This is a genomic window from Clostridium sp. C8-1-8 (genome assembly GCF_009928445.1).
GTDB lineage: Bacteria > Bacillota > Clostridia > Clostridiales > Clostridiaceae > Clostridium_AR.
Window position 1 is genome coordinate 156,763 of the sequence record NZ_JAABNO010000005.1, and the last position, 23,884, is coordinate 180,646.

Consider the following 23,884-nt stretch of genomic DNA (forward strand, 5'->3'; position numbering starts at 1 on the left):
CTTTATGAGAAAAATACTTATAGCAGATGATGAAATTTCACTTAGATTTCTTATTTCTGAAACCCTTGAGGACGATGATAGTGAGATATATCAGGCTAAGGATGGTCAGGAAGCTCTAGAGCTGGTATATGAGAAAAAGCCTGATTTATTAATATTAGATGTTATGATGCCAAAACTAACAGGCTATGAAGTCATAGAAAAGCTTGGTAGTGATAAAGGAGATATGAAGATAATGCTATTAACTGCCAAGGCTCAACTTTCAGATAGGGAAAAGGCCATGGAAAGCGGGGCGGATTACTTTTTGACAAAGCCCTTTAGCCCAATGGAATTACTTGATAAAGTAGATAATATTTTTGAAGAGTTATTATGATTTCTATATACTATACAGCTAAAACATAGAAGGAAAATTTAAAAATATGATAAGAAAGATGGAAGTTTTTATAATTTTATTGTTATTAGGAGTTATTTTAAATTTATTTTCAATACCATTGCCCTTTGGTACTGATTTCTTACTAGGTGGTATATGTACCATATTATGCTATTATCTATTTGGAGTTAAATATGCTGTTATATCAGCTTTAATAGTTAATTATAGAACTGTTTTGTTGTGGGGGCATCCGTATGCTATAGTAGCATCAGTAATGGAAGTTCTAATGATTTACCTAATAATAAGAAAGACAAAGATCAAAACCTTACTTATGGCCGACATTATATATTGGTGTACTTTAGGTGCAGCTTTAGTTTATGTAGCTTATCTTTATGTAATGAAGGTCAGTGCTGATGCTACTTTACTTGTAGTATTAAAGCAAGGTATTAATGGAATCTTCAATGTTCTTTTAGCTAATATTCTATATATGGTTATACCCTTTTCAACCATAATAAATGACGATGTTAGCTCAAAGATTTCATTAAAGAATATTCTTTTCAATAGTATAGGAAGCTTAATCTTAACCTTGAGTTTAATCTATATAGTGATATCAGGAAATAGAGAGCTAAGTTATATTAATAATAATGGAAGATCCATGCTGGATATAGCTTCGAATAGTTTAGCTTACTATATAAAGGAAAATCTAGATGAACCAAATTATAGCCTAGATTTACTTGACACATACTCAAACAACCAGAACCTAATAATATCTTTTAGACAAAACAATGGTAACAAACTTTATTCCAACAAAGAAAATGACATGGAAGATAAGTGGCATTCAGTTGGTCAACTATTTAACCTTGGAAGTGGTATGTATCGATGGGTTCCTAATATAGCTACACCTCCTATAAAGCAGTGGGAAGAGTCTTACTATATAAAAACACAGCCTATAGACGATGGCATTGTTACGATTAAGTTAGAGCTAAGACCATACATAAAACAATTGTATGACACTAATATAAAAATATTTTCTATTATTGCAATATCAATAGGCTTATTACTTTTGATATTGTCTCTAATACTTAATATATTACTAAAGCCACTTTCTAACTTAGCCAATATAACCTATCAGTTACCTGAAAAAATAAAGAATCATGGAATAATAAACTTAGAGAGAGAAACTCTAGTAGAGGAGATAAGTATATTATTTTCAAACTTCAAGGCTATGCAGGTAGCCTTGAAAGACAGCTTTGAAGACTTAGAAGAACAATATGAAAAAACCGCTGAACAGTTAAATATAACAACTAAGCGGTTAGATAACATACAGTTTGCTGTGGATAAAGCCACCTTTGTATGTATAGTTGACGGCAATGGCAATATCATACATGCTAATAAAAACATTTGCAAATTGCTTCAATATACCTATGAAGAGCTTCACAATAAGAAATTTGACTTTTTAAATTTAAGGGTTGTGGGGAAAGATTCCATAGATAATATTAAAAATATTATAAACTCAGGTGAAACTTGGAGTGGAGACTTAAGTGTAGTAGGAAAAGATTCTATTGAACATCTTATGTTTTCTACTATGGTACCTATTTTGAATGAAGTTAAAGGAAGATCCCAATTTATAATAATAAGCATAGATGTTACAGAGCAAAGAGAGGTTGAACACCATAAGGAGGAATTTATAAATATGGTTTCACACGAACTAAGAACTCCTATGACCTCTATCTTTGGGTTTATTGAACTTCTTATGCATAAAGAGTTAAACGCTCAAAAACAAAAAAAATATTTAGAGATAATTTATAAAGAAGCTAAGAGACTTTCTGATTTGATAAATGACTTTTTAGATCTTCAAAAAATGATTTCAGGTAAACAAAAGTATGATTTTGTTTGTGTTGATATAAATGAAATGATGAAGGATATACTTGACCAATGGAAGCTAAAGCATGAAAATATAACTTTGGAAATTCCTGAGGAAGAGGTTATAGTAGATATAGACTCTAATAGGATAACTCAAGTACTTCATAACTTAATAAGTAATGCCATAAAGTATTCAACAGAAAACTCAAAGGTTGAGGTTAGAGTAATTATAGAAGAAAAGTTTGTTAAGATAGATGTAAAGGACCATGGTCTAGGAATACCAGAATCAGAAAAGAAAAATATATTTTCAAAGTTTTATAGAGTTGATAACTCCGACAGCAGGCAAGTAGGTGGAACTGGGTTAGGTCTTGCTATTTGTAAAGAAATAGTTGAGGCCCATGGAGGGAAAATATATTTTGAATCACAGCTTGGTAGTGGCAGTACCTTTAGTATAGAGCTAAAACGCTGTTTATAGACTAATATATCTAAATTCAGCGACTTTTTTATTAATATTATTGCAAATTTCTGTTTTTTAAATAATAGTTATTTTTATTAAATAGTTCCTTTTATAAAAATATATAGTATAATTTAGGTTATACAAAATATAATTGATAAAAATTTAAATTTATATATTTATAGTGATGCTAAAATCATATTTATTATCTTCATGAGTTCTTTAAAGTAGTGTATGTTTGATTAACTATTTAATTGAAAAGAATATTTTACTATCTACTTAAGGTAAAATGACAATTGAAAGGTGTACATAAAATGCAATTTATTCAAGGTTTTATGCTCTTAATATCAATAACAATTCTAGGATATATAGGTTTGTATTCTCTTATTAACAGACGGGTTCCAGGAGCTTTATTTCTTTTCATACAGATGTCTGGTGGTATCCTATGGTCACTAGCATCTTTTTTAGAGATTAACACCATAGGCTTATATAATAAAATAATATGGAGAAACATGCAGCAGATAGGTGTATTTACTGTTCCAATAGCAAGTGTGTTTTTTGCCATTGCCTATTCCAAACAATATAGATTTAAAAAATATGCATATGTGTTAACTTTATTTCCAGTGCTAGATATAGTACTGATATATACTAATTATTATCATCATTTAGTAAGATCAGGTTATGTTTTAGCTGAAAATGCTGTTTTTGGACAAAATCTTGTAGTTAAACTTACTACTTTGGGTTCAATTTTAGTAGCAATTAATTTTTTTATACCTCTTCTATCTATGTCCATACTCTTTAACTATAGAAGAAAAGTATCAGATAAATTCAAAAAGCAGGTATCTTTGGTTATATTAAGTATTTTCTTTATGCTGCTATTTAGTTGGGCAAAGACCGCAGTTCTGGAGAAGTTAGGTTTATATATACCAATAGCAGTACTATATATACCTAGTACTTTAATTATGTTTTATTGCTTATTCAAATATAACTTATTAAATGTTTCTCCAATTGCCAGAGATAAGGTATTTGATGTTATTAAAGAAGGTATAATCGTAATTGATGAAGCTTCTTATATAGTTGACGCCAATGAATATGCTAAAGAATTAACTTCAAAGTATATTACCGAGGAAGACAACTTAATTGGTTTTAAAGTAACTGATGTATTAAAGGACCATCAACAAATCTTGGATTTGTATTCTTCAAAAAATGAGGACTATGTAGAGTTAAAGTATAAGCTTAATGATATGGATAACTATCTTAGCTGTAGTGTGCATTTACTATATAGTAAAGAAGCTATGATTGGTGCAATACTTATACTAAATGATATTACTGAAAAGAAACTATATGAAATCAGTTTAAAGGAAAAAGCAGATAGAGATAGTTTAACAGGGTTATTAAATAGAAGAGGCTTCACAGATAAATTTAATTACATAGAAGAACAAATATCTAACAACTTAATTTCAATAACAATGATAGATATAGATTACTTCAAAAGTATAAATGATACATATGGACATATGGCAGGAGACAAAGTACTTATGCATTTCTCAGAACTATTGAATAAGTATTTAGATACAGCTTATGCATTGGGGAGAATAGGTGGAGAAGAATTTGCCATTTTATTTAATGGTATCAGCAAGAATAAGACATTTAACTTATTAGAAAACTTTAGAAAAGAAGTAGAAAGCAGTGCTGTAGTTGTTGATGAGAATACTATTATAAATTATACAATAAGTATTGGTATAGCTGATAATAACAATAAAGCTACAAATTTAGATGAACTCATAAGAAAAGCAGATATAGCTCTTTACGAGGCTAAAGAGAGTTCGAGGAACTGTACAAAGATTTACGAAGGAGTTTAAAGTATCGTGTTGAACACAGCCCAATATTAAATTTTAATAAGATGTGTATTAATAAAACCTCTAAGAAACCTTATTAGTATTAAGGCTTTTTAGAGGTTTTAATTTAATAGGACTAGCTCATGCTAAGCCAATACTACTATTTTACTCTTTATATCTGAAACGATTTCATCTATTAAGTCTTTAATCGAAGTATTTTTAGTACCTGGAATGTATATCTGATGTTTTTGTAAAGGTAGGATATACTTAGTACAATTCATATCGTATATAGCCTTTGATATCAACGGAGTAATCTCGCCATTTATACCACCACTACAGAGTATCCCTATAGGCCCAATTATACTATCGATTCTATTATTGTTGCAAAAAGAACAGATTGCTTTCTCGCCACTTATTCCTACGTTGGCTCCGGCTCTAACCATATTAGAGGTAGCGAAAGTGTTCGTCCCAAGTGCAACTATATGAATATCACTATTTAATTCTTTACGAAGTTTTTTTATTATTGTTTGTCCAAGACCTGCACCCTGTGCATCTATTACAGCAACTTTCATGAAAAAATTCCTCCAGATTTTTAAGCTTTTTAAATAAAAAGACTACATAACCATAAATTTTATTATATAATAAAATATAGATATATTCTATAGTTTTGGAGATGTACATATGGATATTAAAGTTATTAAACAAGTAATAGAAGATAGTACGGATTGTAGCAATGATATTAAAGATATATTGAGGTCTAAGAATGTCTATCTTATAAATGTAATGGGCTCTCCTGGAACAGGAAAGACCAGCGTTATTATAGAGCTTATAAATAGTTTAAAGAGTAGATATAACATCGCCGTGGTTGAAGGGGATATAGCTGGTAAGGTAGATGCAGAGAAGATAGATGCACTTGGAATTTCTGTAGTTCAGCTTAATACAGAGGGTGCTTGCCACATTGAACCTCTTTCAATAAAAAATATACTGCAATACTTTGATTTAAATGAAATAGATATTATTTTTGTAGAAAATGTAGGAAACTTAGTCTGCCCTGCGGAATACGATATAGGTGCTGATATAAAGCTTGCTATACTGAGTGTACCGGAAGGTGACGATAAGATAGAGAAATATCCTCTTCTATTTACAGAAGCAGATATAACGGTACTAAATAAATATGATATGCTTCAGTATTTTGAGTTCGATCACAATAAAGTTGAAGAAAATATATTAGCTTTAAATCCAATATCTAATATCTTCAGGGTATCTACAAGGACTAAAGAAGGCATAGCAGAGCTTTCTAAGACCTTAGAGGATAAGCTTAAAGTCGTGATAGGAAAATAAGCCATTATTTACATTAATAATAAGTTATTGTATTATTAATATGTATGTCACGAAGGCATACTATGTACTTTATTTGAAATATGTTAAGAACTAGTAAAGCCTTGCAATTACTAGTCTAAATAATTTTTGATTTAGGATTTTATAAATAGGTTCTTTATTTATAATCCTATGGTTATTTATATAAATAGAATTTTATTAGGACCACGAAGGTTGATTTTTGTTATACAATAATCAATTTTTGTGGTCTTATTTTTTAGATAAAATCTAAATATAGACTTACAAAAATCACAAAGGGGAGTTAAAGATGCATATTCCAGACAATTATTTGAGTCCAGCTACCTGTGCTGTTATGGGGGCAGCAATGGTACCTATATGGACAAAATCTATTAAAACAGTTAAGAAAAAGATATCTAAAAAGAAGCTACCGCTTATGGGCATAGGGGCAGCACTTTCTTTTTTAACGATGATGTTCAATGTTCCTTTAGTAGGAGGCACTACTGGTCATGCTGTAGGAGGTACTTTGCTTGCAATTTTATTAGGGCCAGAAGCAGCTTGCATCTCCATATCCGTTGCTTTACTTATACAAGCACTTCTATTTGGTGATGGCGGCATACTGGCATACGGTGCTAATACCTTCAATATGGCTTTTATAATTCCAACCACAGGCTACTATATCTATAATCTACTCAGTAAATTAGTAAAAACAGATAAGGGAAGAAGTATTGTAACTTTTATTTCCTCATATGCAGCCTTAAATATAGGAGCTTTATTTACTTCTGTTGAATTTGGTATACAACCCTTGTTATTTAAAGATTCGCTTGGTATGCCTTTGTATTGCCCATATCCACTAGGAATATCTATACCATCAATGATGATACCTCACCTCACTGTTGCAGGAGTATTAGAAGGTATAATAACCGTGGGGGTACTAAGCTTTATAAGAAGAGTTTCTCCTGGCATTATATACGACAATACTGAAGCCAAGACAAAACCAATATACGCTTTTATCATTGTACTTATTTTATTGTCTCCATTAGGTCTTCTAGCTTCTGGAACTGCTTGGGGTGAATGGGGAGTTGATGAGATAGGTTCAGTAAACGTAGGAGGTAAAGCTTTAGGATTTATCCCTAAGGGAATGAAAAATGGTTTTAGCTTTAAATCTCTTATGTCTGATTACTCATTAAAAGGACTTCCAGAAATCGTTGGGTATATTCTTTCTGCTATTGCAGGAGTTGCGATACTACTCATAATTTTTAGACTTATCTCAAGTTCTAAAAAAGAAAGTCAATAAAACCTACTGAGACAATTAATAATATTGCATAATAATGAAAGGAAGATTATAATGCCTGAATGGTTACTTAAAAAGGATGATTATTCACCGGAAAAAGGTAATAATGCCTTTATAAATAAGAGTATTATTTCGCTGCTTACAATATTGAACAAGTTTAGAGTACAAGCTGACAATAAGCAGAGTAAATTTAAGTTAAATGCTGCAATAAAATTAATCTCAACACTCATTCTAATCATTTTTACTTCTTTAAGTAAAAACACTTACTATATATTCATAGTTGATGTAGTTTTACTTATTATAATTAATTTTTTAAGTATAAAAGATATTAAGCATATTTTAAATGTTAATCTAATTGTTTTATTGTTCACGTTTATAGTACTTTTACCTGCTATTTTCATTGGTTATGGTAATAATAGTGCTGTAATTATTCTAAAAGTATTAACATCAATAACTTCTGCTAATATTTTGGCTATAACTACTAATTGGAGCGATTTAATAAACGCTCTAAAATTATTTCATATGCCAGATATATTTATTTTTGTATTGGATATTACGATAAAATATATAATAATTCTTGGAGAATTTTCTTTAAACATGCTGTATGCGCTTAAGGTAAGGTCAGTGGGAAGAAGTGATAAGAAAAGTAAAGCACTTTCTGGCATTGTAGGCACTATGTTTATAAAGTCTAAAGAAATGGCTGAAGATATGCATATGGCTATGGAATGCAGAGGATTTACAGGTGAATATAAAATATATACAAAATTTAAATTCAGTTTATATGATTTTATATTCGTAGCAATTGATTTGACATTAGTACTAATATATTTTTATTTTGATAGGTTGTGATTTTATGATAGAGATGAAGGATGTAAGTTATGCTTATGACAATAGTATAACTGCTCTAAATAACATAAGTTTTAAGATAGACGAAGGGGAAGCAGTAGCATTAATAGGGGTAAATGGAAGTGGTAAGTCAACCTTGATGAGTTTAATTAATGGTTTAATTTCTCCTACAAAGGGAAAGTATCTGCTTGATAATGAAGAAATAACTCATAAAAAGCTACAGAGCGAAAGGTTTTCGAAGGCTTTTCACAAAAGAATAGGCTTTGTTTTTCAGAATTCAGAGGTACAGCTCTTTTGCTCTAAGGTTTATGACGAGATTGCTTTTGGACCAAGACAAATGGGCATGAAGGAAGAAGAGGTTCATAAGAGGGTACAGGATACAATGCAACTTTTAAAAATAGAGAATTTATCTGATAGACAACCTTATCATCTAAGCGGCGGTGAAAAGAAAAAGGTGGCAATAGCTTCTGTGGTGGTTCTCAATCCTGATATCTATGTTTTTGACGAACCAATGAATGGACTAGATCCTAAAACAAAGAGATTCCTTAAAGAATTCATGATTAATCTAAACAAAGCCGGTAAGACAATCCTATGTTCAACCCATGATTTTGAATACGTGCAAGGTGTATTTAGGAGAGCGCTTGTTTTCTCAGACAATCACTGCATCATAAGAGATGATGACTATGAAGAGGTATTGAAGGATACTAAGTTTTTACTTGAAAATAATATAATTTAATTAAGTTCTCTTAAAGTACCCTGTTGAAATTAAATGGTCAGTCATTCTATGTATGGTTGAGACCATGTAAAGAATTAATATTAAGAAAAAGAACTGACCCCATTAATTTTCTTTAACAAACAAAGGTGTCAAAGATGCTAATTTAAATATGAGTAAAATATGTGTTGGCAATGATGTACATTACATTTACTAATAAATGATACTAATAAAAATCTAAGGAAGTGGGGCGCATTATGCCAAAAAATGATAATATGCTAGCAATTTTATGGATGCTGAATTCAGGTGCAAAAATAACTGCAAAGCAAATATCCGAAAGGTTAGAAATAAACATAAGGTCAGTTTACCGTTATATGGATGCATTGTGTGTTAGTGGAGTGCCAATAATATCTGAGCCTGGTCATAACGGTGGATATAGTTTGCTTAACAATTTTATCCGAACACCCCTGTTTTTTGACCTTGAAGAGAAAAAATCACTTTTACATGCTGCTATTTTTGCAATGGAAGCAGGATATCCTTTTGTGGAAGCACTAAATAGTGCAACCTCAAAGTTAAAGATGTTCTCCAATCAAGAACAAGAAAAAGTTCTTAATCGTCATTTAGTCGGCTTTGAAGTAGCCAGTCGTATTTGCGATCCAGCTGTCAAACCTATGTTAATAGAAATTGAGCAAGCTGTTGCTAATGAATGCTCTATTGAAATTGAATATTGTTCAGGTTATGAAGGACATCCTAAGCAAAGGATTGTTGATCCCTATGGTATGCTTTACTGGAACGATAAGTGGTATACTATAGGGTTTTGTCATATTAGGAATGAAATTCGCAGCTTTAGGGTAGATAGGATAGTAAATATTATAATAACTAAAAATTCGTTTAAGCGTCCTGAAGCTTTTTCGGCACGTGAGTTTTTTACAAAAAACTTATTATCGAATGAAGAAAGCAAAGTAGGACTTTGTACTTTAGTGATAGAGGGCAAATCAGAAGCATTGAATGATCTTTGTGCACATTGGTTTTTAGGCTACCATCTGATAGAACGAACTGAATGCAGAGCTAATTTTTTAATGGATGAAAACTCAATACATACCTATGTTCCTCATATTCTACTTCAATATGGTAAATCAATAAAAGTTATTGAACCAAATAGTTTTAAAGATGCTATGGTAGCAATTCTTAGAGATTTGATGGCTCATTATCTTCACTGACTGAATATGTCAGTGAAGATAATATATAATAGACCCAGATGGAGTTTGAGACCATCCTGCAACCAATAGCACTAATAAAACGAATATGGAGGAATAGATAATGAAGAATACAGTATATCTTTATGTATTTGATACAATGGCAGACTGGGAAATAGGTTATTTAATAGCTGAAATCAATTCAGGAAGGTACTACAAAAAGGGATTAATGCCTCTAAAAGTTGTAACTGTAGGAATTACCAAGACCCCTATTACTACAATGGGAGGTCTAAAAATATTGCCAGAAATTGAACTTAATGAGTGTAGTGTTAAAGATGCTGCTGCTTTGATTCTACCTGGTGGTAATACATGGACAGAAGCAATTCATACTCCCATTATAAGAGTGGCTGAAGAATATTTAGAGGAAGGTATTGTTGTGGGGGCAATTTGTGGTGCTACAATGGGACTTGCTATGGGGGGAGTATTGGATCAACGAGATCATACAAGCAATGACCTTGGATATCTTAAAATGGTTTGTCCGAATTATTGTGGAGAGCTGTATTATAAGCAAGAATCTGTAGTAACTGATGGAAATTTGATTACTGCCTCTGGAATAGCTCCTCTTGAATTTGCTTTGCATATATTGAGAAGTCTAGATATATTCTTACCGCAAACCTTGGATTCCTGGTACAATCTTTATAAAACTCAGGAGTCAAAATATTTCTTTGAGTTGATGAACTCAATTTAATAAAGTAACTTAAAATAGTTAAGATAGATATTTTTCACCACCTTTTACTTTAGCACTGGTTTTGTCGGTAATGGTGGCGACACTCCTTCTTCTTTTAGGACGCTGCATTAACATCTTATAAACATAAAAGAGTGTACGTGAAAAGAAAATCAAATTTAATTTCAACAATATTATTAAGTATAGTCTTTAATTATGGTTTTGATGTAATTTCATTTGTGGTACAATAAGATGGAACTATTCAATAGAGATAATTCTCTAATTAGATTGGTATACTTATAAAGCATCCTAATAATTAATAAAAATAAATTCATTAAATAGACTTAAGGAGCAAACATGGAAAATAACTTCACATTGACAAAAGAAGAAATAGAACAATTAACTGCAGTTGAATTACTTGAAAAACTGTACGGTAAGGAAATTAATACAAAGAAGAATATACTTGAATATATTGAACTTACAAGGGTTCTAAAGAAACTAGAAATAAGCCCTGATAAGATTCAAGATACATATAATCTAATATATGAAAAAATAGAAGCTTTAGACATAAAGCCTAATACCAGAATGTTTCTAAAGAATAATCTAAAATCTCAATTAGGTAAACTAGTTTCTGAAAAAGATCCAAAACCAACAAATCACTTTATTGAATTTTTTAAAGAAGCTTATCCAGAACACCATAGAAGAAAAGACTTTACCTGGGTACTAATGGATTTAAATACTATATCAGAAGAGCAGCTTTGGACTACATTGACTTATATAAATAAAGAATGTTTAAATCACGATCTTAGATTAAGCTTAAAGGAAAAACAAGATATCATAGATGTAATTGAGATAGTTGTTAAAAGAAACAATTCCAGATTTATAAACAATCTTAGAAATCTTAAAAGTTTGACAGATACTTTAAATATAAAATTAGTAAGTGTTGGTGAGATCTTTAAGATAAAAAAACTTAATTAATACATAGTTTCTAAAATAGCTTATGTCTAAACAATAGGTTGATAATTAGCTAAAATAAGCTTTTTAGGATTAACCATATTAATTTTATCTGCTATATACGAATGTATTGAAAAAATGTGGGTGAGTTTAGGCCATCAGGTTTAGTGATAAATCTGATGGCCGCTGTTTTTTGTAAAATAATTTAAGTAATTTCTACTGAAAATTAGTATTGTATTATTACTTACAAATTTTGAACATGATGCTTAAATCTAGTATAATATAATCAAAGATATGTCTTAAACATATTGGAAGTATGCTAAAAGGGAGATAAATTATGAAGAGATATATAGGCTTAACAACTATAATATTAGTAGCTTTAATTACCTCTGGGTGTACAGCTAATAAGAATGTAAGTAAAACCGTAAGCACTATAAATAATACTAATACAGGTATTAAAAATGTTGATTCACAGAAAACAGCTGAAGAAGAATCTGAGAATTTAGGTAAAATGTTTAAAGAAAATAGTGATCTAAAAAAGCCTAATATAGAAGAAGCTAGAGACTTTAAGTTATCCTTAAGCAATGGAAGTGTAATAATGATTTCAAAAGGAAATGGCGACAAACTTGAAGTATACAACATTTCAAGTTTAGATAAATTTATTGATTCCTTTAACAACGGTAAAACAGCTTATGTGCGTGTAATAAAAGGCACTCTAGAAGATAATGGTACCTTACTAGTTAATAAACTAGAGGAATATCAGTCAGATGGGAAGATTATTAAAGATTTAGCCTACGATACATATTCGAATAAAGATAAATTTATACCTGGAACTCCAAATTACTGTGTTAAAATGGTAAAAGAAGCTTCTGGAGATGGGATTAGATATTCTATTTTGCCAAGTAAGGATACTCCTGATAATATGGGGGCTACTGTAATTAGCTTTAATAAAAGCAGCATAAAAAACTAGTATATATAGTGCGTTTTAAAATAGCGTCTACATCTATGTATTATAATTAAGTTATATTTACTAAAAGGAGACATATATGAAATTCGATTTTAGAATACCAAAAGAAAAAGATTCCTTAGACATAGCAACCTGGAAATATGATGATATATATTCTTTTTATAGCAATGATAGAACAGAAGCAAAAAGAGAGTGGGCATTAAATATCCATACAGAAGAAGATGCTTTTGTGATTTATAATGAGGATAATGTTTTGATAGGTCACTGCAGCTTTGACAATGAAGATGGTGAAGTGATACTAGGTCTTCAAATGAAACCAGAGTTTACTGGTCAAAAAATGGGACACCAATTTGTAGAAGCTATTTTAGCTTTTGGAAAAAGTAAATATGATTATGATCAAATATCACTATATGTGGCCAAGTTTAATAAGAGAGCCATAAAAGTTTACGAAGGCTTAGGTTTTAAAAAAATCGATGAATTTACTTGGGACATATATGATGAAGATGTGGAGTTTATAGTTATGGAAAAGCAATACGAAGTTAATTATTTATAAGTGATTACTTTCCTTAAGTACCTTCATAAAAGGGATAAGATATGAGTTTTTAGTAGTTTTAGTGTATAAAATTAATAATTCGAAACAAATTTATGCTCAAAATCTGTAACATGAAGTCGTAAAGTTAATTAATTTAAGGAAACTTATATATTAACACTTTAAAAATCTTCACAAATTCAGTATAATATTAAAGAATTGAATAATTGGAGGAGTAACGCGGTGAGTAACATAATGGATAAGTATTATATAGAAACATGGGGCTGTCAGATGAACGAAGAGGATTCTGAAAAGCTTTCAGGTATGCTTAAAAGAATTGGATACGAAAGTACAGAAGTTAAAGAAGAAGCTTCTATAATAATCTTTAATACATGTTGTGTTAGAGAAAATGCTGAAAATAAAGTATTTGGTAACCTTGGGGCTCTAAAGGCTTTAAAGGCTAAGAATCCTAATCTTATAATTGCTATATGTGGTTGCATGATGCAGCAAAAGGGAATGGCGGATAAAATACTAACTACTTTCCCATATGTTGATATTATATTCGGAACTCATAATTCTTATAAGTTCCCAGAGTATTTAAACACTGTTAAGCAACAAGGTGTTCAAGTTAAAGAAATAGTAAATAAGGAAGACAAGATAGTAGAAGGTATTCCTATAGATAGAAAGAGCGATATAAAGGGCTTTGTTACTATAATGTATGGATGTAATAACTACTGTACTTATTGTGTAGTACCATATGTAAGAGGTCGTGAAAGAAGCAGAAAGCCTGAAGATATCGAAAAGGAAATAAAAGATTTAGTAGCTGCAGGTTATAAAGAAGTAACTCTACTAGGACAGAATGTAAACTCCTATGGAAAAGGCTTAGAAGAAGAATTAACTTTTGCCGATCTTCTAAGAAGAATAAACAACATAGAAGGATTAGAAAGAGTTAGATTTATGACATCACATCCTAAGGACTTAACTGAAGATGTTATAATGGCTATAAAAGAATGTGATAAGCTATGTGAACAAATACACCTTCCAGTACAAAGTGGTTCTTCAATAGTACTTAAAGAAATGAACAGAAGTTATACTAAGGAACAATACTTAGAACTAGTTAAAAAGATCAAGCAAGAAATTCCTGATGTATCAATTTCTACAGATATAATAATAGGTTTCCCTGGTGAAACTGAAGAAGACTTCAACGAAACCCTTGATTTAGTAAAACAAGTAGAATATGATTCTGCATTTACTTTTATATATTCTAGAAGACAGTACACTCCTGCTGATAGAATGGAAAACCAAATACCTGATGATATAAAGCATGCTAGATTTAATAAGCTAGTTGATGCAGTTAATGGAATAATTGCTAAGAAAAATGCTACTTATGAAGGTAAAGTTGTTGAGGTTCTTGTTGAAGGAACAAGTAAAAATGACGAAAATAGACTTATGGGAAGAACAAGAAATGGTAAGCTTGTTAACTTTGACGGATGTAAAGAAAGCGTAGGAAAGCTTGTAAACGTCAAGATAACAAGAGCTCAGGCCTTTTCTCTTGTAGGTGAAGAAGTATAATTATAAGTAAAAGTAAAAGCTCTTAGATTTAAGGGCTTTTTCCTTTAAGGAGGTTTAATAATGGCACTAACTCCAATGATGCAGCAATACATGGAGATAAAAGAGAACTATAAAGATTGTATTTTGTTTTTTAGATTAGGTGACTTCTATGAGATGTTCTTTGAGGATGCAGAGGTTGCGGCAAAAGAACTGGAGCTAGTTCTTACAGGAAGAGACTGCGGCTTAGAAAGCAGAGCTCCTATGTGTGGTATTCCCTATCATGCATCTAATTCCTATATAGGCAGATTGGTTTCTAAGGGATACAAGGTAGCAATATGTGAACAGGTAGAAGATCCAGCACTTGCTAAAGGCATAGTAAGAAGAGATGTAATTAAAATAGTTACTCCTGGTACATATAATGATTCTAATTATGTAGATGAGTCAAAGAACAACTATATAATGTGTTTATTTGTAGACGCGGAAAAGAACAAGGTAGGGCTTAGCACTACTGATATATCTACCGGTGACTTTTTAACTACAAGCTTTGATTATAATCCAAATATAATATTAGACGAGATATCAAAGTTTTCTCCAAAGGAAATAATCATAAATATATTAGAGGACACTACTTTAATATCCATGATTACAGATAGCTGTAATGCTTTGATTACTAGAAAGACAACAAGCTACTTTGAAGATGACAGCGAAGATCTACTCTATGCTCAATTTAAAGAGGAAAAGAATAAGCTAGATAGTTTATCCCTAAAAAGCTCTATAGGACTAACTAAATACGTTGTAGACACTCAGAAGATGTCTTTAAGCAACTTGAATAGAATAGATACTTATTCTATCGTGGATTATATGACTATAGATACGAATTCTAGAAGAAACTTAGAGCTTACAGAAAATATAAGAGAGAAAACTAAAAAAGGCTCACTGCTTTGGGTTCTTGATAAGACTTCTACTGCTATGGGAAGCAGGGAGCTTAGAAGATGGATAGACCAACCGCTTATAACAAAGTCGCTTATTGAAGCTAGATTAAGTGGTGTAGAAGATCTATATAACAACCTATACCTTATGGAGCAGCTAAAAGAGACCTTAAAGGATATATATGATATAGAAAGAATAACAGGGAAGATAGCTAACTTCAATGTGAATGCAAAGGATATGGTATCACTAAAGGTATCACTTCAAAAAATACCTAATGTGAAAGAATTACTAAAGGATAGCAAATCCAGTATGCTTTTAGATTTCCATAACAATATAGATGAGCTAAGGGATATCTACGAACTATTGGATAATTCCATATCTGAGGAGCCCTCTCTTTCCGTCAAGGAAGGAAATATAATTAAAGATGGCTTTTCTAGTGAAGTAGATGAGCTAAGACAGGCAAAGCTCCACGGTAAGGAATGGATTGCTTCTTTAGAAAATCAAGAAAGAGATTTTACAGGTATAAGATCGTTGAAAGTAGGCTACAATAAGGTATTTGGATACTATATAGAAATATCTCGAGCAAACTATAGCTCCATACCTGAAGGAAGATATATAAGAAAGCAAACCTTAGCAAATGCAGAAAGATTCATAACCCAAGAACTTAAGGAAATGGAAGAAAAGATTCTTGGTGCTGAAGAAAAACTTATCAATCTTGAATACAGTATCTTCGTTGACATAAGAGAAAAGGTAGAAGCGCAGATAGATAGGATGAAGCATACAGCAAAGATTATAGCTGAGCTTGATTGTCTTTGTGCCTTAGCACAGGTTGCTATAAGCAACAACTACATAAAGCCTTTAATAAATGAGGATAACGTAATAGATATAAAAGATGGTAGACATCCAGTAGTTGAGCAAGTAATTCCAAGAGGTGAGTTTATATCTAATAATACAAAACTAGATGTAGATCAGGAACAACTTTTAATAATTACTGGTCCTAACATGGCAGGTAAGTCAACTTATATGAGGCAAGTAGCTTTAATTACTCTCATGGCTCAAATCGGTTCCTTTGTACCAGCTTCTTATGCAGATATATCTGTATGTGATAAGATATTTACAAGAATAGGTGCTTCTGATGACCTTGCAGGGGGTAAGAGTACCTTCATGGTAGAGATGTGGGAAGTAGCTAATATTCTTAACAATGCTACTAGAAAAAGCTTGGTGCTTTTAGATGAAGTTGGTAGAGGAACAAGTACTTACGACGGCTTAAGCATAGCTTGGTCGGTTATAGAATACATGACTAAAGATGAGAGTTTAAGATGCAAGACTTTATTTGCTACTCACTATCATGAGCTTACTAGACTTGAAAAAGAGATTAAGGGAGTTAAGAACTTCTCTGTTGCAGTAAAAGAGATTAATAATACAATTATATTCTTAAGAAAGATAGTAGAAGGAGGAGCAGACCAATCCTACGGTATAGAGGTAGCAAAGCTTGCTGGTCTTCCTTCTAGAGTAATTGATAGAGCTAAGGAAATACTAGGCTCTCTTGAAGATAATAACAAAGTTCATGATAAATTAGATTCTATTGCAACTTCTATAAAGGAAACATCAACTAATACTAATGAGACTATAATAGAAGTTTCATCTAAAGTGGTTGATACTGTTATAACTGAAACAGAGTCTGTAGAAGCAGAGATAGCAGTAGATGAAATAAAAGAAGAGGAAGTATTGCCTCGCAAGGGAAGTAAAGGTAAAAAGCATAAGGAAGATTTCTTCGAGGCTCAACAGCTTAATTTCACTGATATAGAAAAAGATACTCTACTGAAAGCTATTGCTTCCATGGATATAATGTCCATGACACCATTAGAGTCTATGAATAAACTATACGAGCTAGTTAAAAAGGCTAAAGAGATAATTTAGGTGGTGATATTTTGAAAAGAATAAATCTACTAGACACAAATACTTCAAATAAAATAGCAGCAGGAGAAGTGGTTGAGAGACCATCTTCTGTTGTTAAAGAACTAGTAGAGAACAGTATAGATGCAGAGGCAAAATCCATAGTTTTAGAGATTGAAAACGGTGGAGAAAGCCTTATTAAAGTCACAGATGATGGTAGCGGAATACATCCTGAGGACATAGAAAAGGCTTTTATGCCTCATGCCACAAGTAAAATAAGTACAATAGATGATGTGTATAGTATAAACACTTTAGGTTTTAGAGGTGAGGCTCTTCCGAGTATAGCTTCTATATCTAATGTTACTATAAAATCTAAGACTTTGGATTTTGACACAGGAAAACTTCTTCAGATAGATGGTGGAGTTATTACGCAAAATGAAGAAGTGAGTATGCCAACTGGTACTCAAATTGAAGTTAAAAACTTATTTTTTAATGTTCCAGCAAGAAAAAAATTCTTAAAGTCTCAGTCCAGAGAAGCTTCGTTAATTAATGAGATAATAAGCAGAATAGCTATAGCTAATCCTGATATCGCTATACAGTACTACAATAACGGCAAAAAGATATTTCAAACCTATGGCAATGGAAACATGCTTGATGCTATAAGAACTATCTTTGGGAAGAATATAGTAGATAACCTTATTTATTTTGAAGATCATTCTGATACATCTTCTGCCTATGGCTATATAGGAAAAGAGGAAATAAGCAGAGGATCAAGAAACAATCAAATACTTTTTGTAAATAAACGTTATGTAAAAAATAAACTAGCTACAGTTGCAGTGGAAAATGCCTTTAAATCCTTTAGTACTGTTAACAAGTTTCCATTCTTCATACTGTTTATAGATATATATCCTGAGCTTATAGATGTTAATATACATCCTACAAAGGCAGAAATAAAGTTTAAGGATGATAGAAGTATCTACAAAATAGCTTTCGATAGCGTTCATAAGGCTTTGAAAAATGATGTTTTTGAGTCCTTCAAGCTTCCAGAGGAGCAAGCATTAGAGGAAGAAAAGGTTGAGAACATTCCACTTGATATAGACTTTAATAATACCTTCAATACTCACAGTAATTATGAGTATCCAGTAAAACAGACCGAAAGAAATAATGAAGAAGAGGCTATAATAAAAGAAGATGAAGAGGAAACTGACTATGAAGGTAACAAACAAGTGGTTGATCTTCCAATTGATTTAAAGCCAATAACCTTTGGAAAGAGTACTTCTGACGAAAGTAAAGAAACAGTAGAAAACAATGGTTCTACATATGAAAGTAGCCTTTCTCGTGAAGCTGTCTCATATAGCTCAAAAGGTTGCTCAAACTTAGAGGAAAAGGCAAATGCTAAAATACCTAACCTAAGAGTAATAGGACAATTTGATAAGACTTATATAATATGTGAACATGAAGATATCTTATATCTAATAGATCAACATGCGGCACATGAAAAAATACTTTTTGAAAAGTATTTAAAGGATATCGAAAATTCTCATATTCAGGTTCAAAGTCTTCTTATACCCTGTGTAATAAACTTGATTATGGATGATTATGAGATTGTTCTAGAAAATAAAGAAGTTTTCGAAAAAGCAGGTTTTCTAATCGAAGATTTTGGAGATACTAGTATACTGTTAAAAGAAGTACCATACTTCTTAGATAAGCTTAATCCTAAAACTCTTCTAATTGATATAATAGACAATTTAAAAAACCTTGGGTCAGGAAAAACCACAGAAGTTAAGTACAATAGAATTGCTACAATGGCATGCAAGGCTGCTGTAAAAGCTCATGATCTACTAAGTATGGAAGAGATGTATGAACTCATAAATACTATGAGATACATTGAGGATCCTTTCCATTGCCCACATGGAAGACCAACTATAATAAAGTTTACTTTAAATGAATTAGAGAAGAAATTTAGAAGAATACAATAGAGGAACTACGATATGAAAAAAAGAAAATTATTAGTGTTAGGCGGACCTACAGCAGTGGGAAAAACTGATATATCCATAAAACTAGCCAAAGCATTAAATGGAGAAATAATATCTGCGGATTCAATGCAGATATATAAATACATGGATATAGGCTCTGCTAAAGTGAGTGAGGAAGAAATGGATGGAGTTAAGCATTATATGATTGATGTGGTTCATCCTCGTGAGGAATTTAGCGTTTCTGACTTTAAAGAGCTTGCTAAAGGTTATATAGAGGATATTTATAGCAGAGGTAAACTTCCTATAATAGCTGGTGGCACTGGACTATACATAGACTCAATAATATGCAATCTAAACTTTACCGATAGCAAAAAGGATGAACAGTATCGAGAGTATCTTACAGATCTAGCTGATAAACATGGCAATGACTATATACATTCCATGCTAAAAGAAATAGATTTAGAAAGCTATAATTCTATTCATGCCAATAACAGAAAAAGAGTTATAAGGGCCTTAGAAGTCTTTAAGACTACTGGTAAAAAGTTTAGTGAATTTAAGGAAACAGAGTCTATATATAAATGCGATTATGATCTTCACTACTATGTATTAACTATGGATAGACAAAAGCTTTACGATAGAATCAACATGAGAGTTGATATAATGCTTGACAATGGATTAATTGATGAGTGTAATAAGTTAATGACTATGGATTTAACTCCTGAAATGCAATCTATGAAGGGCATAGGTTACAAAGAGATTTTATACTACCTTCAAGGGAAAATATCTTTAGAGCAGGCTGTTGACATGATAAAACAAGGCAGCAGAAACTATGCTAAAAGACAGTTAACATGGTTTAGAAAAGATCCTAGAGTTGTTTATCTAGATAAGGATAAGCTAACTGATGATGAAATAATAAACAAAATAGTTGATGACATAAATATTTAATAGCATTATAATAATATATATGATTAAGAGAATTTGGAGGTTACGGTTATGAATAAATCAACAAATAATTTGCAGGATATATTTTTAAACGGCGCAAGAAAGAATAAGATTTTAGTTATAATACATTTAGTTAATGGATTCCAATTGAAGGGATTTGTAAAAGGGTTTGATAGCTTTACTGTTGTTCTAGATTCTGAAGGAAAGCAAATGTTAGTTTATAAGCACGCAATAACTACAGTAACCCCAGCAAAGCCAATACTATTCAATACTCCTCAGGTTGATGAAAATATATAGGTATTATTAGCATAGGCAAACATTAAAGTTTGCCTTATTTTTCTTTATATGATAAAATCTTTTTTGTTCCGTAGGATAAATTTGGAGGTTAATGTATGTTTGATATTACAAAAGAATTTTTAAGAAAAAGTTATAATATAAATGAGAACACTCTTAGTTTATATGAGAAGGCTATAGAAGATGTTAAAGAGCAATTTGCTATGTATGACGAGATAAGAGAATACAATCAGCTTAAGGTTCTTAATGCTCTTCAAGAAGAAAGAATAAGCGATAACCACTTTACTAACTCATCAGGTTATGGCTATGGTGATATAGGAAGAGATGCTTTAGATAAGGTTTATGCAAGAGTATTCAATACAGAAAGTGCTTTAGTGAGACCTCACTTTGTAAATGGTACCCACGCTATTGGAGCAGCTTTATTTGGTAACCTTAGACCTAATGACACGCTCTTAACTGTAAGTGGTAAACCATACGACACTTTACATAATATCATAGGTATTAGTGGTAATGAAAACATAGGGTCTTTAAAGGAATATGGGGTAAATTACACTCAAATAGATCTTACTTCTGCTGGAAAGTTTGATTTTGATGCCATAGGAAAAGCATTAAGAGAAGATAGTAAGGTAAAAGTAGTACATATGCAAAGAAGTACTGGATACGGCTGGAGAAACTCTTTTGCAGTATCAGAGCTTGGTGAAGCTATAAAATTCGTTAAATCTATCAGAAATGATGTTATAGTTTTTGTGGACAACTGCTACGGAGAATTCATAGATACTATAGAACCAACTGATGTTGGCGCTGACATAATCGCAGGTTCTCTGATCAAGAATATAGGTGGCGGAATAGCTCCTACTGGTGGTTATATTGCTGGAAAGAGCGAATACGTAGAACAAGCGGCCTTTAGACTTACTATTCCAGGAATAGGTGGAGAGTGTGGTTCTACTTTCGGAGTGATGAGACAGTTATTCCAAGGTCTATTCTTAGCTCCACACGTAGCTATAGAAGCAGTTAAAGGTGCGGTTTTCTGTGCTAGAATCATGGAACTTGCTGGATATGAAGTCCTTCCTAAGTTTAATGAGAAGAGAAGCGATATAATTCAAGCTATTAAGTTTAATAATGCTGAAAAGCTAATAAACTTCTGTAAGGGAATTCAAAAAGGTTCGCCTATAGATTCCTTCGTAGAATGTGAACCATGGGATATGCCTGGCTATAATGATCAAGTTATAATGGCAGCCGGAGCATTTATACAAGGCTCATCAATAGAATTGTCTGCAGATGCACCTATAAGAGAGCCTTATATAGCATATCTACAAGGTGGACTTACTTTTGATCACGCAAAGATAGGAATACTTATAGCTTTATCTAATATAGGGTAATATTTCTATATTGCTTTTTTATTGTTCTAGCTTGGGTACCGTTAACATAAGTGTAAAATGTTGACGGTACCTCTTTTTTCTTTTCAATTGCTATTCTGACAATTCTTATACATTTGGGTTGACTAAAAAAAGCCTTTAGAAAGGTGCTCCGTTATAATCTCAGGATTTTCTCTGAATTCATTTTTACACAATTGATATACAACTCCAAATAAGCCGCCGGCAAGAAAAGCATCAGCGTAGAGCGTTTGATTTTGTTTTCTTGGATCCATTACTGTGCTTGCATAAAAAATTTCAAAAATAATATTTATTAGCTCATTTTTATAAAGCCATATAAATTGTTCTTTTTCTTCATAAATATAATTAATTAAAGCTTGTGATGAATTTGCTTTTAAACTTTCTGAATGCTTTTCGGAATAAATGCCCCAGTCACGAGCGATTTTATAAAAAAGCACATTCTTCTTTCCGTCCGGATTGGTAAAGTATCTGTAAAATGTTGTACGACCGATTCCAGCTCTTTTACAGATGTCTACCACACTAATATCGTTATAAGACTTTTCTTTTGCTAACTGGGATAGTGCTTCGGCAACACAATCTCTTATAAACTCTTCATCTATATTTTTTCTACGCATAATAAGAACAAAATCTCCTTCCTGTTCCGCTATTTGACTTATATATTGATTCTTCTAATATGAGAATATATAATTAATTCGAAGAAAGGAACAACTGTACCTAAATAATAACAAAAGCTTATACAGTTGTATAGGGGGAAGATATGACCTTTAATAAAATGAAAGTTCAAAAAGAAAAAGCAGGAAGAAGAAAAAGGTGGAGAATTATTGTTGCTCTCGTGCTAATTGTTCTAATTGCGCTTGGCTATATTGTGAACGAAGGAATCCATGGAAAAGGTTCTTTGGCATTTCTCTGTTATTTACAGGATCCTGGTACGTTAACTAAAAAGCAGTATCACTATAATACTACAGTTATTAAAGTGAAAAATAGCGGACAGACTATTCGAGGTACACTTTATGTGCCCGATGATAAGAAAAAAACAAGAGAAATCCTTATTATGTCACATGGCTTCAATTGTCAGTCTGCACTTCTTGCCAATAAAGCAAAATCACTAGCAGAATCCGGTATTGCTACACTTATATTCGATTTTCGTGGAGGTTCTTTTAGGGGACAAAGTGACGGAGTTACTGAGAGCATGACCTATCTAACAGAAGTTTCTGATCTAGAATGTATCATGAAAGAGGTAAAAAACTACGAATGGGTAGATCAAAGTAAAATCTATTTAATGGGAGAGAGCTTTGGCGGCTTAGTTTCAGCTCTTACTGCGGCTCAGCATTCTGATGTTGCCGGGTTAATTCTTTGCTTTCCGGCATTTAGTTCTGCGGACTCAGCAAGAATTAACTTCTCTTCCATAGAAGCAATTCCAAAGACGTTTGCTGTTGGGAAAATGACCACAGGGTCAGATTTCTGGAAAACCTTATATAATCTTGATGTGTACAAAGAGATTGGAAAGTATGAAGGGAACGTTATTATAATGCATGGTACAGAAGACCAAAACGTGGATCCTAAATATTCGATTAAAGCGAACAACATATATAAAAATTCAGAGCTTTTCCTGCTAGAAGGTGCTGGGCATGGATTTGGAGGTAATGATGCAAAGAGCTCGCTAAAGACAATTTATAGTTTTATCACAAAGAAAGACAAATAGCATTTATGGACATTTGTATATACACTTTGCGACTGAATAGCAAAAAAGAACGGTATACCGTTCTTTTATATAATTATCAATATTAGATTGCTTTATATCATTGGATATATGATTTTATAT

21 protein-coding genes are annotated in these 23,884 nt (G+C 31.8%); 19 read left to right on the top strand and 2 right to left on the bottom strand.

Going from position 1 to position 23,884, the window contains the following annotated elements; genetic code table 11:
* Window positions 1-4: 4 nt before the first annotated feature.
* The 3 genes from GXK57_RS07630 (at window position 5) to GXK57_RS07640 (ending at window position 4,546) form a co-directional block, all read left to right on the top strand.
* Window positions 5-370: a response regulator gene (locus tag GXK57_RS07630; RefSeq protein WP_160673885.1), complete on the top strand. Its 366-nt coding sequence runs from the start codon at window positions 5-7 to the stop codon at window positions 368-370.
* A gap of 46 nt (window positions 371-416) precedes the next feature.
* Entirely contained in the window at window positions 417-2,705 is a 2,289-nt protein-coding gene (locus GXK57_RS07635; protein ID WP_160673888.1) for an ATP-binding protein, read from the top strand.
* A gap of 293 nt (window positions 2,706-2,998) precedes the next feature.
* A complete protein-coding gene (locus GXK57_RS07640; protein ID WP_160673891.1) occupies window positions 2,999-4,546 on the top strand; it encodes a diguanylate cyclase in 1,548 nt (515 codons plus the stop codon).
* 122 nt (window positions 4,547-4,668) lie between these two features.
* Here the strand turns inward: GXK57_RS07640 and GXK57_RS07645 are convergent, their stop codons facing one another.
* Complete coding sequence (locus GXK57_RS07645; protein WP_160673894.1) at window positions 4,669-5,094, bottom strand: DUF3842 family protein; 426 nt, start codon at window positions 5,092-5,094, stop codon at window positions 4,669-4,671.
* Between the two features lie 109 nt (window positions 5,095-5,203).
* On the opposite strand from GXK57_RS07645, the gene hypB reads away from it, so the two are divergent.
* The 15 genes from hypB to GXK57_RS07720 all read left to right on the top strand — a co-directional run bounded on the left by hypB (window position 5,204) and on the right by GXK57_RS07720 (window position 22,047).
* Complete coding sequence (gene hypB, locus GXK57_RS07650) at window positions 5,204-5,863, top strand: hydrogenase nickel incorporation protein HypB (RefSeq protein WP_160673897.1); 660 nt, start codon at window positions 5,204-5,206, stop codon at window positions 5,861-5,863.
* Window positions 5,864-6,167: 304 nt separating this feature from the next.
* Window positions 6,168-7,154 carry a cobalt transporter CbiM gene (gene cbiM, locus GXK57_RS07655; protein WP_160673900.1) on the top strand — a complete coding sequence of 329 codons (987 nt, stop codon included), beginning with the start codon at window positions 6,168-6,170 and terminating at the stop codon, window positions 7,152-7,154.
* Window positions 7,155-7,205: 51 nt separating this feature from the next.
* Window positions 7,206-8,000, top strand: a complete 795-nt coding sequence (locus GXK57_RS07660) for an energy-coupling factor transporter transmembrane component T (RefSeq protein WP_160673903.1) — start codon at window positions 7,206-7,208, stop codon at window positions 7,998-8,000.
* A gap of 4 nt (window positions 8,001-8,004) precedes the next feature.
* Complete coding sequence (locus GXK57_RS07665) at window positions 8,005-8,733, top strand: ABC transporter ATP-binding protein (protein WP_160673905.1); 729 nt, start codon at window positions 8,005-8,007, stop codon at window positions 8,731-8,733.
* A 233-nt stretch (window positions 8,734-8,966) separates the two neighbouring features.
* Window positions 8,967-9,929, top strand: coding sequence for a WYL domain-containing protein (locus GXK57_RS07670; protein WP_160673908.1), 963 nt, complete (start codon window positions 8,967-8,969; stop codon window positions 9,927-9,929).
* Window positions 9,930-10,029: 100 nt separating this feature from the next.
* Window positions 10,030-10,653 (top strand): type 1 glutamine amidotransferase family protein, encoded by a 624-nt coding sequence (locus GXK57_RS07675; RefSeq protein WP_160673911.1) that lies wholly within the window; start codon window positions 10,030-10,032, stop codon window positions 10,651-10,653.
* Window positions 10,654-10,986: 333 nt separating this feature from the next.
* A complete protein-coding gene (locus GXK57_RS07680; RefSeq protein ID WP_160673914.1) occupies window positions 10,987-11,607 on the top strand; it encodes a hypothetical protein in 621 nt (206 codons plus the stop codon).
* Between the two features lie 313 nt (window positions 11,608-11,920).
* Window positions 11,921-12,553: a DUF4362 domain-containing protein gene (locus tag GXK57_RS07685; RefSeq protein WP_160673917.1), complete on the top strand. Its 633-nt coding sequence runs from the start codon at window positions 11,921-11,923 to the stop codon at window positions 12,551-12,553.
* A gap of 76 nt (window positions 12,554-12,629) precedes the next feature.
* Entirely contained in the window at window positions 12,630-13,103 is a 474-nt protein-coding gene (locus tag GXK57_RS07690) for a GNAT family N-acetyltransferase (RefSeq protein ID WP_160673920.1), read from the top strand.
* A 231-nt stretch (window positions 13,104-13,334) separates the two neighbouring features.
* The gene (miaB, locus tag GXK57_RS07695; RefSeq protein WP_202127693.1) at window positions 13,335-14,651 is read left to right on the top strand and encodes a tRNA (N6-isopentenyl adenosine(37)-C2)-methylthiotransferase MiaB; all 1,317 of its coding nucleotides are present in this window, start codon (window positions 13,335-13,337) and stop codon (window positions 14,649-14,651) included.
* A 60-nt stretch (window positions 14,652-14,711) separates the two neighbouring features.
* Complete coding sequence (gene mutS / locus GXK57_RS07700) at window positions 14,712-17,480, top strand: DNA mismatch repair protein MutS (RefSeq protein WP_160673923.1); 2,769 nt, start codon at window positions 14,712-14,714, stop codon at window positions 17,478-17,480.
* A gap of 11 nt (window positions 17,481-17,491) precedes the next feature.
* The gene (mutL, locus tag GXK57_RS07705) at window positions 17,492-19,435 is read left to right on the top strand and encodes a DNA mismatch repair endonuclease MutL (protein ID WP_160673926.1); all 1,944 of its coding nucleotides are present in this window, start codon (window positions 17,492-17,494) and stop codon (window positions 19,433-19,435) included.
* A 12-nt stretch (window positions 19,436-19,447) separates the two neighbouring features.
* Window positions 19,448-20,377 (top strand): tRNA (adenosine(37)-N6)-dimethylallyltransferase MiaA, encoded by a 930-nt coding sequence (gene miaA / locus GXK57_RS07710; RefSeq protein WP_160673929.1) that lies wholly within the window; start codon window positions 19,448-19,450, stop codon window positions 20,375-20,377.
* Window positions 20,378-20,425: 48 nt separating this feature from the next.
* The gene (gene hfq, locus GXK57_RS07715; RefSeq protein WP_160673932.1) at window positions 20,426-20,671 is read left to right on the top strand and encodes an RNA chaperone Hfq; all 246 of its coding nucleotides are present in this window, start codon (window positions 20,426-20,428) and stop codon (window positions 20,669-20,671) included.
* Between the two features lie 95 nt (window positions 20,672-20,766).
* Complete coding sequence (locus GXK57_RS07720) at window positions 20,767-22,047, top strand: methionine gamma-lyase family protein (RefSeq protein ID WP_160673935.1); 1,281 nt, start codon at window positions 20,767-20,769, stop codon at window positions 22,045-22,047.
* 122 nt (window positions 22,048-22,169) lie between these two features.
* On the opposite strand, the gene GXK57_RS07725 is transcribed toward GXK57_RS07720, so the two are convergent.
* Window positions 22,170-22,676, bottom strand: coding sequence for a TetR/AcrR family transcriptional regulator (locus GXK57_RS07725; RefSeq protein ID WP_160673938.1), 507 nt, complete (start codon window positions 22,674-22,676; stop codon window positions 22,170-22,172).
* 281 nt (window positions 22,677-22,957) lie between these two features.
* On the opposite strand from GXK57_RS07725, the gene GXK57_RS07730 reads away from it, so the two are divergent.
* Window positions 22,958-23,764, top strand: a complete 807-nt coding sequence (locus GXK57_RS07730) for an alpha/beta hydrolase (RefSeq protein ID WP_243156384.1) — start codon at window positions 22,958-22,960, stop codon at window positions 23,762-23,764.
* Window positions 23,765-23,884: the final 120 nt, after the last annotated feature.